The sequence below is a fragment of the Pseudomonas sp. ASL8 genome (assembly GCF_056680355.1).
This window is the reverse complement of the sequence record NZ_CM155278.1, coordinates 5175816-5191083: the sequence shown is the minus strand read 5'-3', so window position 1 is coordinate 5191083 and position 15268 is coordinate 5175816. Positions and strand designations below refer to the sequence as shown.

Here is a 15268-nt window from a genome sequence, read left to right as displayed (position 1 = left end):
TCTCCACGTTGGGGCACGCATCAAGGAGCGAGCATGAGCTGGGATCTGGCAACGCCATTCGTCATTGACCTGAGTGTGGCGGCAGAAGACATCGATGGGCTGGGGCATGCCAATAATGCGGTGTACGTGACCTGGCTGGAGCGTTGCGCGTGGCGACATTCACAACGGCTTGGCCTGGATTTGAGCGAATACCGTCGAATCGATCGGGCCATGGCCGTGGTCCGGCATGAAATCGATTACCTGGCCAGCGCCTACGAAGACGACGAGCTGCAATTGGCAACCTGGATCGTCGATTGGGATCAACGCCTGAAGATGACCCGCCGTTTTCAGCTGAAGCGGCCCAGTGACGGTCTGACATTGCTGCGCGCGCAAACCACCTTCGTCTGCATCGAGCTGTCCAGCGGCAAACCCAAACGTATGCCCGCCGAGTTCATCGAAGGCTATGGTCCGGCGTTGGTCAACCCGCAAGCCTGAAACCAAACGGCGCATAAGCGTTTCCAATCCGGCGGACGCCCCGTAAACTGCCGGACTTTTTTTCGAGTGTGACCCATGCAAATTGCCTTGGCGCCCATGGAGGGGTTGGTCGACGACATCCTGCGCGATGTGCTGACTCAGGTTGGCGGCATCGATTGGTGCGTGACCGAATTCATTCGTGTGTCCGAGCGCCTGATGCCGGCCCACTACTTCTACAAATACGCCTCGGAGTTGCACCAGGGGGCGAAGACCGCCGCAGGCGTGCCTTTGCGCCTGCAATTGCTGGGTTCCGATCCGGTGTGCCTGGCCGAAAACGCAGCTTATGCCTGTGAACTGGGCGCCCCCGTGCTGGACCTGAACTTCGGTTGCCCGGCCAAGACCGTCAATCGTTCCCGTGGCGGTGCGATCCTGCTCAAAGAGCCGGAGTTGCTGCACAGCATCGTCAACCATGTGCGGCGCGCTGTGCCTGCACATATCCAGGTGACGGCGAAAATGCGTCTGGGTTATGAAAGCCCGGAGGGTGCTCTCGATTGCGCCCGTGCACTGGCCGACGGTGGCGCAGGGCAGATCGTGGTCCATGCCCGGACCAAGGTTGATGGCTACAAGCCGCCAGCGCACTGGGAATGGATCGCACGTATCCAGGAAGTGGTCAAGGTCCCGGTCGTGGCCAACGGCGAAATCTGGACCGTTGACGACTGGCGACGCTGCCGGGAAATATGTGGCGCCCGAGACATCATGATCGGTCGCGGGTTGGTCGCGCGCCCTGATCTGGCCCGGCAAATTGCGGCTGCCGAGGCGGGCGAAGACGTGGTCGAGATGACCTGGACGCAACTGCAGCCCTTCCTGCAAGACTTCTGGCAGCAGGCGTTGAACAAAATGACCCCGATTCAGGCACCCGGCCGTTTGAAGCAATGGCTGGCACTGCTGACCAAAAGCTATCCCGAGGCGACAACACTGTTTAACACCCTGCGGCGTGAGACCGATTGCGAGCGCATCGGGCGGTTGCTCGGCGTAGGGCAGCGCGAGGTTGCCTAAGTACGATCTCGTGTAGGAGCGCTTGCCCATGCCGGGGGTGAGCATCGAAACTTGACAGCACCAAAAATAACAATTTATTTGTTACAAATAATTTAAAGAAGTTGTATTTTTGGCTTGCGGCAGGTCCTACAAATAAAAACGCCAGCTAGAGCGGATTTATTAATTGCGTCCTACAATTTGAAGTAAGAACAGTCCTACGACTGAGGCGGATTTTTAATCTGTTTAGGTGTTCGTTGTAAAATAAAACCTCGCATTAGGTGTTGACGAGCTCAAACGACTTTATCTAAATTTGAGTTGTTCGGAAGCAGTTCTGAATAAAAATAAACGGAGATGCAGCATATAAGTGCAGAGATAAATTTCAAAAAATAACAAGACGTTTTCAATGTGAAGAGATTCTGCGCCCGTGCTTGGCAAGTCTTAGAGGTCGTGCGATGCCTCTTTCTGATTCAAACAAAACAGGGAGTGTTATGAGTGATCTTGGGCTTCGTTTAAGGGGGGGCTAGCCTAGGTGATTGGCGAAGAGTTTTGACTCGCAGTTGCATGGCAAAATTCTAGCCGCTTGCCATATGTAAGAGGCCTGAGATCACGCTGTTTTCGTTCTATACATTAGCTCGCTGAAAAATAAATATTAAAGCCTACGAGTCGCTAGCGGAAGGTATGGTTGTGTACTTAAAGTCCTCCGTATCCGTACTGGCTGCAGGGTTATAGGCATGTCGCTTAGCAGATTCATGAGGCACTGGAAACTATGATAGTCCGTGAAACTAATGTACAGGACTGGGTTAGCTTGAAAACCGTCCGACTCGAAGCGCTTCTTGACGCGCCGACGGCATTCGGTGTCAGTTACCAGACCGCCATCACTTACACCGATGAGCGATGGAAGGAGCTCGCGTCATTGGAAAGTCAGCCGCATTTTTGGGTAGCCCTTGATCGGGATAAGCCGGTTGGAATGATAGGTGCTGGTATTGATCAAGCTGGTCGCTTTAATTTGATCGGGATGTGGCTAAAGCCGGAACTTCGAGGTTCGGGCGTTGCGGAGCATTTAGTCAATACAGTCAAGGCTCGTGCAATCGATACGGGGTATGGGCGTGTAATTCTAAGCGTATCTCCTGATAATATAAGAGCGTCCCGGTTCTATAGGAAACAGGGTTTTGTTTTTATTAATGAATTTCTAGAGTTGTCGAGCCATCCACACATTAAGGTGCAGACAATGGACTGGGTGTTGATGCCCTAAAGGTGAGCTCTGGTGCGTACAGACTGGCCCTATAGGATGCCGAAGGTGGCTAGGCACTGGACTGCTGACACTTGAAATAAATAGCTTTCTATATGTGCGTGGTTTTGAGATGATTGATGAGGTTATATCGTTGGTGGCCAAGAAGGGGGTTCGCCTTTCTTTGACGATGACAGTCTAGTTTATACGGTGCTGAAAGGGGCGTTAAGCGAAGATACTAAGAAGTGTATAGTTGAAAAAAGAAACTATCGTTCTTCTGAAGTTGCGGCGGACGGAAATATTGCAGCCGTCGTTGCGTATGACCAAGCACGAAGCGTTATCATCCAGTCCGCTCTCGTTTGCCTAGCAACGACTGTGGTTGCTCAATCAGATAAATAATGGCAGTGCACATTATGATATGCCCAGTGCGTTGAAGATGAGCATGTCTTGCTGGCCCGGCTGCGTTTTAAAGTACGCGCTTCTGCGCCAAATTTTTAAAACTGCGGCTAATTTGACGACCCGGATTTCACGTAGCAGCGCGAAATTCACTCCATTTTTTAGCGCCCGGGCAGATCAAAAGAGTTTTCACACAGTCTGCACAGATCACATCTCCGCTTCCTGACTCAGCATCTTTATAAAGGCCTCCAGCGGCAGCGCCTCGCTGAACAGGTAGCCTTGATACAGATGGCAGCCCAGTTGCTCTAGAAACCTCAGTTGTTCCGGTTTTTCCACGCCTTCGGCGATCACTGCCAGGTTCAGGCTTTGGGCCATGGCCACGATGGCGCGGATGATTTCGGCGTCGTTGGGGTCAGTGGTTGCGTCGCGTACGAACGATTGATCGATCTTGAGCGCGTCCACCGGCAAGCGCTTGAGATAGGTCAGCGACGAGTAACCCGTGCCGAAGTCATCCATCGCGAAGCTGACGCCCATTTTCTTCAAACGGCGCATTTTGGCGATGGTGTCGTCCAGGTTCTGGATCACGATGCCTTCGGTGATTTCCAGCTTGAGAAGCCGGCTGGGCAGGCGATGAACGCGCAGGCTACGTTCGACGCGTTCGACGAAGTCAGTCTGGCGAAACTGCCGGGGGCTGATGTTGACGCACATGCTGAAATCATCCGCGTCGATCAATGCTTCCCTTAATAGCTGCCCGCCGGCCTTGCACGCTTCATCAAGAATCCAGCTACCGACTTCCAGAATCATTCCGCTTTCTTCCAGCACCTGAATGAAGTGACTCGGTGCCATTGCGCCTAATTGCGGATGATGCCAGCGCAGCAATGCTTCGGCACCGACGATGCGGTTGTCTCGTGCGTCCACCTGAGGCTGGTAGTGCAAGCTGAACTCGCCGCGCGGCAGAGCCAGGCGTAAATCGTTTTCCAGGCTCAGGCGCTCACTGGCGGCTTTCTGCATGGTGCTGTGGAACAGTTGTGTGGTGTTGCGCCCGGAATCCTTGGCCCGGTACAGGGCAATGTCCGCACGCTTGAGCAGGTCAGCCGGGGTTGAGCCGTGATCGGGGATCAAGGCCACGCCAATGCTCGGTGTCACCTGCAGACGTTGACCGTCGAGGAACATCGGCTCTGCCAGTAGCTCACGCAGGGTGTCAGCCAGGCCGCGCACCTGCTGGGTGACTTCGGCCCGCGTGCCCTCCAGTCCGGTGATCAGGACCACGAATTCATCGCCGCCCAGACGCGCCACGGTGTCTTCCGTGCGCACGCTGGCCTCCAGGCGTGCGGTGATGACCTTCAATACGCTGTCGCCGACCGGGTGACCGAGAGAGTCGTTGATGTGCTTGAAGTGGTCGAGGTCGAGAAACAATAGCGCGCCACGCAGGTTGTGGCGCTTGAGCAGGGCAATCTGCTGGCTTAGGCGATCCATCAGCAACGCGCGATTGGGCAGGTCGGTCAGCGGGTCGTGGTAGGCCAGGTGCTGGATCTGCGCCTGAGCGTTCTTCAGTTGGCTGACGTCGCGGGCAGTCATTAGCAGGCACGGCGTTTCATTCAGGGTGATGGGTTCTACCGACACGTCAACCGTCAGCATGTCTCCATTTTTATTGCGTGCCAGCATTTCCCGGTGATGGACGCGGCCTTGTTCCTGTAAATCACTGATTATCAGGCTGCGCTGCGTCGGCTCAGCCCAGATGCCCACCTCGTAGGCCGTGCGTCCTATCACCTCTTCGCAGGTGTACCCGGTCAACCGGCAGAAACCGTCGTTGACCTCAAGGTAACGACCCGAATCGCGCTCGGTGATGGTAATGGCGTCGGGGCTGGAGTGGAACGCTTTGGCAAACTTCTCTTCGCTGGCCTTGAGCGCCGCTTCGGCACGTTGCTGCTGGGTGATGTCGCGCAGGGTGGTAACGATGCACGGTTGTTCGTCGACCACGATCAAGCGGCTGGAGATGATGCAGGTCAGCAGTTCGCCTTCCTTGTTCTTCAGCAGCACCTCAAGATTGTCCAGGCCCTTGTCGCGGATGATTTGCTGGTTGCGTTGCTGGCGTTTTAACGGGTCGGCCCAAAAACTGATGTCTGTAACGTTCAAACCGATGATTTCATCGGCTTTCCAGCCAAATGTCTGGGTGAAGCTGGGGTTGATCTCGATGAATTGACCCGTCTCGAAATGGGTGACGCACACCGGGTCGGGGCTGGCTTGAAACAGGCTGGCGAATTTCTCCTCGGAGCTGGTCAGGCGTTGCTCGCGCTCGACCTGATCGGTGATGTCCAGCAACGTACCGGCCATGCGCAGCGGGTCGCCGTTTGCGTCACGGTAGAGCCGGGCGCGGCTTTCGAGAAAGCGCGAGGTGCCGTTCTCCAACTGAATGCGGTAGGTGATCTGATAATTGCCCGCCGGGCCTTCGCGCAGGCTGCGATAAGCCTGACGCATATGGTCTCGATCTTCGCCGGGCACACCCTCGAAAAAGGCATCGAATGACTCGTGAAAAGGCTCCGGCGCCAGGCCATGCAACTGCGCCGAGCGGGCTGACCCGTACAACATGCCAGTGGGGATGTGCCAGTCCCACGTGCCCAATTGCGCCGAATCCAGTGCCAGGTCCAGACGCTCCTGACTTTCTTTGAGGGCCAGTTCGGCACGCTTATGTTCGGTGTTATCCAGAAAAGTGCTGAGAAGATAGGCGCAGTTGTCCAGCACGATCTTCTGTGCGCACAGCGTGCCATCGTGAACCCGGCCATTACTGGCGTGCAATTGCACCTCAAGGGTGATCGGTTTGGGTTCGCCCTTGACCATGTCGTGAATCTGTTGACGTTGTGCCGGAACAGCCCACAGCCCGATTTCCACGCTGGTACGGCCCAGAATATCTTTGATTGGCCAGCCCAGCAGGCTTTCAAAATGTCGATTGGCCTCACAGATCATGCCGTCTTCCAGCCGGGTCAGAAGGACGACATTGGGACTGAGGTTATACAAAGTCTCAAAGCGTTTTTCCGACTCGCTAGAGTCAGTGACCGGGTCAAATGCCGGGATTAGGAGGCTGTCTGCTGTTTTTGGCATCGGTCAACAAGCCTTGAGGAAGTGGGCGAAGACGTTGATTTTTTTAGCATTTTTAAGCTCGGAAACTACGCTATTTGCGCATCCAGTAATGCCATGAACGCTCGTGCGGCATTGGATAGCGTCCGTTCAGTGTGCACGATGTAGCCTAGCTGGCGAGTAAGCTGAATGCCCGGCAAAGGGATGCGCGCCACTTGATCATCAAGCATGGTGCGTGGCAAGACGCTCCAGGCCAGGCCAATGGATACCATCATTTTGATGGTCTCCATATAGTTGGTGCTCATGGCAATATTGGGTTTCAGGCCTTGAGCTTCGCACAGGCGGCTGACGATGTGATGGGTGAATGTATTTTCGCCGGGAAACACCGCTGGGTAGCGCGCTATATCCATCAGGCTTACAGCGCCGCTGTTGGCCAAAGGATGTTCGGGGGCTGCGACGAAATCCAGGGGGTCGTCCCAGACCACTACCGCCTTGACCAGCGTATGCGGTTGCGGAGCGAGGGTGATCACCGCCAGTTCGGCGCGCCCATGGAGGATTTCATCGTAGGCCACTTCCGAGTCGAGAAACTGGATGTCCAGCGCGACCTCGGGGTATCGCCGCGTGAATTCGCGCAATAAGGGCGGCAGGCGATGCAGGCCGATGTGGTGGCTGGTCGCCAGGGTCAGCCGTCCGCTGATCTCGCCGCTGAGATTAGTCAATGCCCGGCGAGTGTCGTCCAGCACGCTCAGAATTTGATAGGCCCTGGGCAGCAGTGCCCGACCCGCCTCGGTCAGGCTGACTTCACGGCCCAGTCGGTCGAACAGCCGAACCTTGAGTTGCTGCTCCAGACCGGCAATTCGTTTACTGATCGCTGGCTGGGTCAGATGCAAACGTTCCCCTGCCGCTGAGAAGCCTCCCGTCTCGGCAATGGCAATAAACGCGTTGAGATTGGCTAGATCCATTTTAGGATTCCAATTGGTTATCCAAAGCATAAAAAATATGAATTTGAGTTATTTAATCATACCCCATAGGATCGGCCTCACAAGCCAAAGGGTTATTGAGCCACGTCATCAATAACCGGCATAGAAACAAGCTGATGAGGAAACGTCTGATGGCCGGCAAAACGCTCTACGACAAGCTCTGGGATTCGCATTTGGTCAAACAGCGCGACGACGGTTCGGCGCTGATTTATATCGACCGTCACATCATTCACGAAGTGACCTCGCCGCAAGCCTTCGAAGGCCTGCGTCTGGCCGGGCGCAAGCCATGGCGGATCGATGCCAACATTGCCACCCCAGACCATAACGTGCCGACCACACCGGAGCGTAAAGGCGGGATCGAGGCCATCGTCGATCAAGTGTCTCGCCTGCAAGTGCAGACCCTTGACGACAACTGCGATGAATATGGCATTACCGAATTCAAGATGAATGACCCGCGTCAGGGCATCGTTCACGTCATTGGCCCGGAGCAAGGCGCTACTCTGCCGGGCATGACCGTGGTCTGCGGCGATTCGCACACCTCGACTCACGGCGCGTTTGGCGCGTTGGCCCATGGCATCGGTACGTCCGAGGTCGAGCATGTGCTCGCGACGCAGTGCCTGGTCGCCCAGAAAATGAAAAACATGTTGGTGTCGGTCGAAGGCACATTGCCGTTCGGCGTCACGGCCAAAGACATCGTTCTTGCTGTTATCGGCAAGATCGGCACGGCTGGCGGCAATGGTCATGCTATCGAGTTCGCAGGCAGCGCGATTCGCGACCTGTCCGTCGAAGGGCGCATGACCATCTGCAACATGTCCATCGAAGCCGGCGCTCGCGTGGGCCTGGTGGCGACCGATGAAAAAACGGTCGCTTACGTGAAGGGTCGTCCGTTTGCCCCTAAAGGTGCGGAGTGGGACTTGGCTGTTGAAGCCTGGAAAGACCTGGTGTCCGATGCCGACGCCACCTTCGATACCGTGATCAAGCTCGATGCCGCGCAGATCAAGCCGCAAGTCAGTTGGGGTACTTCACCGGAAATGGTGTTGGCCGTTGATCAAAACGTGCCGGACCCGGCCAAAGAAACCGACCTGGTCAAGCGTGGTTCTATCGAGCGCGCGTTGAAGTACATGGGCTTGCACGCCAATCAGGCGATTACTGACATTCAGCTGGATCGTGTGTTTATCGGCTCCTGCACCAACTCGCGGATCGAAGACTTGCGTGCCGCGGCGGAGATCGCCAAAGGCCGCAAAGTCGCTTCCACCATCAAGCAGGCTATCGTGGTGCCGGGCTCGGGTCTGGTGAAAGCGCAGGCGGAAAAAGAAGGGCTGGACAAGATTTTCATCGAGGCCGGTTTCGAATGGCGTGAACCGGGCTGCTCGATGTGCCTGGCGATGAACCCGGACCGTTTGGAGTCCGGCGAGCATTGCGCGTCCACGTCCAACCGTAACTTCGAAGGCCGTCAAGGCGCCGGTGGCCGTACTCACCTGGTCAGCCCTGCCATGGCGGCAGCGGCGGCGGTCAATGGTCGATTCGTCGATGTTCGTGACTTGATCCAACACTAAGGAGCCCAGCATGAAAGCATTTACTCAGCACACCGGCCTCGTCGCTCCTTTGGATCGTGCCAACGTCGACACCGACCAGATCATTCCCAAGCAGTTTCTCAAGTCGATCAAACGCACGGGCTTTGGTCCTAATCTGTTTGACGAGTGGCGCTATCTGGATGTGGGGCAGCCGTATCAGGACAACTCCAAGCGTCCGTTGAACAAGGATTTCGTGCTCAATAACGCGCGTTATCAAGGCGCCAGCGTTTTACTGGCTCGCGAGAACTTCGGCTGCGGTTCCAGCCGTGAACACGCACCTTGGGCGCTGGAAGAATATGGCTTTCGCAGCATCATCGCGCCGAGCTATGCCGACATCTTCTTCAACAACAGCTTCAAGAACGGTTTGCTGCCGATCATCCTCAGCGATGCGGAGGTCGATGAGCTGTTCGAACAGGTCGAGGCCACGCCGGGTTATCAATTGAATGTTGATCTGGTGGCGCAGACCGTGACCCGTCCTGATGGCAAAGTCTTGAGCTTCGAGATCGATGCGTTCCGCAAGCATTGCCTGCTCAATGGCCTGGACGACATTGGTCTGACGCTGATGGATGGCGAGGCGATTGCCCGCTTCGAAAGCATGCATCGCGTCAGCCAGCCGTGGTTGTTTCGCGACTGATTGACAGACCGCGTCAAGCCGATCGCGGGCAAGCCCGCTCCTGCGGAATGTGTACCGTCCTTCTAGGAGCGGGCTTGCCCGCGATAGCGTCCCGACAGTTGAAACCGATTATGGAGCTCCATGATGACCCGCACCGCGCACACCCAAGTCGTCCAGCGTCAATTCGGTGAACAGGCTGCGGCCTATCTGAGCAGTGCTGTGCACGCTCAAGGCACCGAGTTCGCGTTGCTACAGGCCGAAGTGGCCGGGCGTGGCGATGCGCGAGTGCTGGATCTGGGCTGTGGCGCCGGTCATGTGAGTTTTAATGTGGCGTCGTCGGTGGGCGAGGTGGTGGCTTACGACCTGTCGCAGCAGATGCTCGACGTGGTCGCCAGCGCTGCGGTTGAGCGTGGGCTGAGCAACGTGCAAACGGTATGTGGGGCCGCCGAGCGTCTGCCGTTCGAGGACGGTGAGTTCGATTTTGTGTTCAGCCGTTACTCGGCGCATCACTGGAGCGATCTGGGCCTGGCCCTGCGTGAAGTGCGACGTGTGCTGAAACCGGGCGGCGTTGCGGCGTTTATTGACGTCATGTCGCCGGGCAGCCCGCTGTTTGATACGTATCTGCAAAGTGTTGAAGTGCTGCGCGACACCAGTCACGTACGCGACTATTCTGCGGATGAGTGGTTGCGCCACGTCAGCGAGGCCGGGTTATTCACCCGCAGTCACAGCCGCCAGCGCTTGCACCTGGAATACAGTTCATGGGTCGAGCGTATGCGTACGCCGCAGACGTTGCGGGTTGCGATTCGTGATTTGCAGCAGGCAATGGGCGCAGAAGTGCGCGATTATTTTGAAATCACTGATGACGGCTCCTTCAGCACCGATGTGCTGGTGTTGTGGGCGGAGCGTTAGTCTTGTTGCTTCTATAAAACAATTATAAAAGCGGCGATGGTTCTTTTGCAGGCGCACGATCACGCGCCGTTTAAATGGATTGAGGAAAGCATGAGCAAGCAGATTCTGATTCTCCCAGGTGATGGTATCGGTCCGGAAATCATGGCCGAAGCGGTCAAGGTGCTGGAATTGGCCAATGACAAGTTTCAGTTGGGCTTCGTGCTCAGCCATGACTTGATTGGTGGCGCGGCCATCGACAAGCATGGCGTGCCTTTGGCCGATGAAACCCTGGCCCGCGCCCGCGCTGCCGATGCTGTGCTGCTCGGTGCGGTTGGTGGCCCGAAATGGGACACGCTGGACCGTGCTATTCGTCCGGAAAAAGGCCTGCTGAAGATTCGCTCCGAGCTGAAACTGTTCGGCAACCTGCGGCCAGCCATTTTGTATCCGCAATTGGCCGAAGCGTCCACCTTGAAACCGGAAGTGGTGTCGGGCCTGGACATCCTGATCGTTCGTGAGCTGACCGGTGGTATCTACTTCGGTACGCCACGGGGCATTCGCACCCTCGACAATGGCGAGCGCGAGGGTTACAACACGCTCCCGTACAGCGAGAGCGAAATCCGCCGTATCGCCCGCGTGGGCTTTGACATGGCCCGGCTGCGCGGCAAGAAACTGTGCTCGGTGGACAAAGCCAACGTCATGGAATCCAGCCAGCTCTGGCGTGAAGTGGTCGAACAGGTCGCCAAGGATTATCCGGACGTCGAGCTGAGCCACATGTACGTCGACAACGCGGCGATGCAACTGGTGCGTGCACCCAAGCAGTTCGATGTGATCGTCACCGATAACCTGTTCGGCGATATTCTGTCCGACGAGGCTTCGATGCTCACCGGTTCTATCGGCATGCTGCCTTCGGCGTCGCTGGATGCCAACAGTAAGGGCATGTACGAACCCTGCCACGGCTCGGCTCCAGACATCGCAGGGCAGGGCATTGCCAACCCGCTGGCAACGATTCTGTCGGTCGCGATGATGTTGCGTTACAGCTTCAATCAGCTGGCTGCTGCTGAGGCGATCGAACGCGCTGTGAGCCTGGTACTGGATCAAGGTTTGCGTACCGGCGACATCTGGTCGATCGGTAACGCCAAGGTAGGTACGCAGGAAATGGGCGAGGCCGTAGTCGCCGCGCTGCTCAATCTGTAATATCTCGGGCCCGCTCTTATTGGAGCGGCCCACTTTTTCGTTAAAGGTGCAGTTGCGATGAAACGTGTAGGTCTGATCGGTTGGCGCGGTATGGTCGGTTCCGTGCTCATGCAGCGGATGCTGGAAGAGCAGGATTTTGATCTGATCGAGCCGGTGTTCTTCACCACGTCCAACGTCGGTGGCCAAGGCCCGGCCGTGGGCAAGGATATTGCGCCCCTGAAGGACGCTTACAGCATCGAAGAACTCAAAACCCTCGACGTGGTTCTGACCTGTCAGGGTGGCGACTACACCAATGAGGTCTTCCCGAAACTGCGCGAAGCCGGCTGGCAGGGTTACTGGATCGATGCCGCTTCCAGCCTGCGTATGCAGGATGACGCGGTGATCGTGCTGGACCCGGTAAACCGCAAGGTTATCGACCAGCAGCTCGATGCCGGGACCAAGAACTTCATTGGCGGCAACTGCACGGTCAGCCTGATGCTGATGGGCCTGGGCGGTTTGTTCGAAGCCGGTCTGGTGGAGTGGATGAACGTCATGACGTATCAGGCGGCCTCCGGTGCCGGTGCGCAGAACATGCGTGAACTGATCAAGCAGATGGGCGCTACTCACGCTGCCGTGGCCGACGACCTGGCCAACCCGGCCAGCGCGATCCTCGACATCGACCGCAAGGTTGCCGAAGCCATGCGCAGCGAAGCTTTCCCGACTGAAAACTTCGGCGTGCCATTGGCCGGCAGTTTGATTCCGTGGATCGACAAAGAGTTGCCGAACGGTCAGAGCCGTGAAGAGTGGAAAGGCCAGGCCGAGACCAACAAGATCCTGGGTCGTTTCAAGAACCCGATCCCGGTCGATGGTATCTGCGTGCGCATCGGTTCCATGCGTTGCCACAGCCAGGCGCTGACCATAAAGCTGAACAAGGATGTGCCAATCGCCGACATCGAAGGCATGATCAGCCAGCACAACCCTTGGGTGAAGCTGGTACCGAACCACCGTGAAGCCAGCATTCAAGAGCTGAGCCCAACGGCGGTGACCGGGACAATGAGCATCCCGGTGGGTCGTCTGCGCAAGCTGAACATGGGCTCGCAATACCTGGGCGCGTTCACTGTTGGCGACCAGTTGCTCTGGGGCGCCGCCGAACCGCTGCGTCGCATGTTGCGGATTCTGCTGGAACGTTAATGCGTTAGTCGCTTCAAAAAAAACCGCTTCTCGTTTAGAGAAGCGGTTTTTTATTGCGCGCCGTGTGAAAACGTAGCGAGCTAATTCATTCAGGAAGGCGTGGTGCCAGGCTTGCCGAGGTCAAGCGGTCCTTGCTCCATCGCTTGCCAAGCGCGATGCCGCGCAATTCGATGTGGCGATAACTCAGCACCGAAACAGCCAGCACCGCCGCCACCTCAATGATTATCAGCAGGTTGTCGAGGGCCATGCTACCGGTATCGATGTAGCGGATAACCACGCCAACGATTTCGCTGGGGAGGTCTATGAGCAGCGGCAGGTGGGTAAGCTTGGCGACAATCATCACCCCGATCGACATCGCGAAAATCACCGCTGCGTGGGTCATGTAGATAGAAAACGACAGCATGCCGAGCCAGGTGAACAGGGATGTGCGCAGCAGCGTCGAGACCCAACCGGCTTCGAACGCAAACACCCAGATTGCTACGCAGAACAGCAGGCTCAGGAGAATATCCTGGGGCGTGTCGCTGTAAATCATGATCAGGTAAATCACACCCAGAACCAGCACCTCAAGCGCGCTGCCAAGCAGTGGGCTCAGGTGCAGGCTTTGCAGTTTTGCGTAAACCCGATAAGTGACGCCCCCCGCAAAAAAACAGCCCAGGCCTTTCAGCGCATTGTCCGTTACCAGCGTGCTTTTGAAGTAGAGCGCGAGGAAAGCGAGTACCGCGATGGCTGCGAAGACCTTGCGCGCCTGTGTCGGCAAGGCCAGGGCGATCAGGCCGAAGATCAGGTACAGGTAGTACTCGACGCTGATGCTCCACGACGGGTAGTTGAACGACAGCGCGTTGAAACTCGGCCACCAGGACTGAATCAACAGCAGGTTCGGCACAATCTCGTCGGGCGCCCGGGCGCCGGTGAAACTCGGGGCGTTGAAGGACATTCCGTAGCGCTCGACCACGACTTTCAATACTTCGAAGCCGATGAATACCGCCAGCATCACCACGTGCAGCGGGTACAAACGGCAGGTGCGAGTGATCACGAAGCGGCGCAACTGCTCGACCGAGCCCAACCGGTTCGCATAGGTGTGATAAAGCACAAAACCGCTGAGGACGAAGAAGAACTCGACGAGGTAGTTAGCGTTCTTGAAAAACGCCAGTTCAGTAAAGCTGCGCAGCGCGTGGGAGTGATGCATCACCACCGCCAAGGCACACAGCCCCCGAAAACTATCGAGCACCAAAAATCGCTTCATGGCAGTTGTCCTTGCAGATGAGGAGTGGGTCTGACGACTTTTTTTGGCAACGCGACAATGGCCGCACAAACGCAGTGCGCACGGCACGACCACAACCCTGGAAACCTGTGCGCGACAAAGCGTCAACAGGCCAGAGAACACGCGGGGAGGGAGCGGACGAAGAATTTCAGGATAGTTACCACCCTCGGCGCAGGGGCCGATTGGCAGGTGGATCAACGCGGGAAATGCCTAGGCAGTATGCCGTATTTGGCAGAAATGATGCCAGTGCTGACGTGCTGCGTACAGGCGCGTTTGTCGGCACTTTATTTGTGGTTTTATCGTCCCTATATATGGGATGTGAATTTACATATTGAGATAGTCCAAACTTTGGGTCTATAGTCGTCGGGCACTCACTTATCTCGCAAAAAAATAAAACAGGTGAAGCGATGCACGCGCAATTAATCGCGCTCGATTGGGGGACAACCTCTCTGCGTGCCTACCGGCTCGGGGAACAGGGCCAGGTTCTGGAACAGCGCTCGCTGAGCGCAGGCATCATGCAGTTGCCGACGGCCCCTCGGCTGATTGCTGGCGTGATGTGTGCCAACGGATTCGAACTTGCGTTCGATCAGGCGTGTGGTGATTGGCTCGACGCCCAGCCCGGGACGCCTGTCATTGCCTGCGGCATGGTTGGCAGCGCCCAGGGATGGAGTGAAGCTGTGTACCGCGAAACCCCTGCGGATGTCGCGGGTCTCAGCGCAGCCCTGCAAACCGTACGCAGTGTCCGTGGGGTCGATGTACACATCGTTCCTGGCGTGCTACAGCGTTCTGTGTTGTCCAACGTGATGCGCGGCGAAGAAACCCAGGTCGTGGGTATTCTCGCCAGCTTGCCTGCCGAAAAAAATCACGACCCATTGTTGATCGGCCTGCCTGGCAGTCACTCGAAATGGGTGCAGGTCGCTGATGGCTGCATCGTGCATTTCGATACGTTCATGACGGGCGAGGTCTATGCCGCCCTGAGTGCGCACACCATCCTCGGTCGAACCCTGCAGCACAGCGAGGCGTTCGACGCCGAAGCATTTGATCGCGGCGTCGCTGTCGCAGGGTCTGCCGACGGTGCAGCCGGGCTGCTGTCGACGATATTCAGCTGCCGGACCCTTGGCCTGACCGGCGAACTCAGCGCCACCGCTCAGTCCGACTATCTGTCCGGCCTGTTGATCGGTCACGAATTGGTCGCGCTTGTCGCCTTGCAGCGGCGGGCCCGCGAACACCTCCCTCCCATCATCCTGATCGGCAATAGCCAGCTGTGCGCGCGTTATTCACGTGCGCTGGCCGCCTGCGGTTTCGCTCAGGTGACCGTGGCCGAACAGGCCACCGAACGCGGTTTATGGCAATTGGCGGTACAGGCCAACTTGCTCAAGCCCACTCTTGCAGAGGTCTGAC

At 57.0% G+C, this 15268-nt stretch carries 11 protein-coding genes and 1 pseudogene; 9 read left to right on the top strand and 3 right to left on the bottom strand.

Features of this window, described 5'->3' with window-relative positions; all coding sequences use genetic code 11:
• The first annotated feature begins 33 nt into the window (after nucleotides 1–33).
• From AC1MEA_RS23745 to AC1MEA_RS23735, 3 genes are all read left to right on the top strand, one after another.
• Nucleotides 34–474 (top strand): acyl-CoA thioesterase, encoded by a 441-nt coding sequence (locus tag AC1MEA_RS23745; protein WP_219060776.1) that lies wholly within the window; start codon nucleotides 34–36, stop codon nucleotides 472–474.
• Nucleotides 475–549: 75 nt separating this feature from the next.
• Nucleotides 550–1509, top strand: coding sequence for a tRNA dihydrouridine synthase (locus tag AC1MEA_RS23740; RefSeq protein ID WP_480417558.1), 960 nt, complete (start codon nucleotides 550–552; stop codon nucleotides 1507–1509).
• A gap of 784 nt (nucleotides 1510–2293) precedes the next feature.
• Nucleotides 2294–2740, top strand: a complete 447-nt coding sequence (locus tag AC1MEA_RS23735) for a GNAT family N-acetyltransferase (protein ID WP_480417557.1) — start codon at nucleotides 2294–2296, stop codon at nucleotides 2738–2740.
• 579 nt (nucleotides 2741–3319) lie between these two features.
• Here the strand turns inward: AC1MEA_RS23735 and AC1MEA_RS23730 are convergent.
• Nucleotides 3320–6148: pseudogene (locus AC1MEA_RS23730) on the bottom strand (sensor domain-containing protein); the annotation flags it as partial.
• A 128-nt stretch (nucleotides 6149–6276) separates the two neighbouring features.
• Entirely contained in the window at nucleotides 6277–7149 is an 873-nt protein-coding gene (locus tag AC1MEA_RS23725; protein WP_219060779.1) for a LysR family transcriptional regulator, read from the bottom strand.
• Between the two features lie 149 nt (nucleotides 7150–7298).
• Between AC1MEA_RS23725 and leuC the strand changes: the two genes are divergently transcribed.
• From leuC to asd, 5 genes are all read left to right on the top strand, one after another.
• On the top strand, nucleotides 7299–8723 hold the full coding sequence (gene leuC, locus AC1MEA_RS23720; protein WP_219060862.1) for a 3-isopropylmalate dehydratase large subunit: 1425 nt from the start codon (nucleotides 7299–7301) through the stop codon (nucleotides 8721–8723).
• Between the two features lie 10 nt (nucleotides 8724–8733).
• Nucleotides 8734–9375 (top strand): 3-isopropylmalate dehydratase small subunit, encoded by a 642-nt coding sequence (leuD, locus tag AC1MEA_RS23715; RefSeq protein ID WP_480417556.1) that lies wholly within the window; start codon nucleotides 8734–8736, stop codon nucleotides 9373–9375.
• A 123-nt stretch (nucleotides 9376–9498) separates the two neighbouring features.
• A complete protein-coding gene (locus tag AC1MEA_RS23710; RefSeq protein WP_480918210.1) occupies nucleotides 9499–10263 on the top strand; it encodes a class I SAM-dependent methyltransferase in 765 nt (254 codons plus the stop codon).
• A gap of 90 nt (nucleotides 10264–10353) precedes the next feature.
• Nucleotides 10354–11436, top strand: coding sequence for a 3-isopropylmalate dehydrogenase (gene leuB, locus AC1MEA_RS23705; RefSeq protein WP_219060781.1), 1083 nt, complete (start codon nucleotides 10354–10356; stop codon nucleotides 11434–11436).
• 57 nt (nucleotides 11437–11493) lie between these two features.
• Nucleotides 11494–12606, top strand: coding sequence for an aspartate-semialdehyde dehydrogenase (asd, locus tag AC1MEA_RS23700; RefSeq protein ID WP_219060782.1), 1113 nt, complete (start codon nucleotides 11494–11496; stop codon nucleotides 12604–12606).
• 85 nt (nucleotides 12607–12691) lie between these two features.
• Here the strand turns inward: asd and AC1MEA_RS23695 are convergent, their stop codons facing one another.
• Nucleotides 12692–13849, bottom strand: a complete 1158-nt coding sequence (locus AC1MEA_RS23695; RefSeq protein ID WP_219060783.1) for an acyltransferase family protein — start codon at nucleotides 13847–13849, stop codon at nucleotides 12692–12694.
• 425 nt (nucleotides 13850–14274) lie between these two features.
• Between AC1MEA_RS23695 and AC1MEA_RS23690 the strand changes: the two genes are divergently transcribed.
• Entirely contained in the window at nucleotides 14275–15267 is a 993-nt protein-coding gene (locus tag AC1MEA_RS23690) for a 2-dehydro-3-deoxygalactonokinase (protein WP_480417555.1), read from the top strand.
• Nucleotide 15268 lies beyond the last annotated feature (1 nt).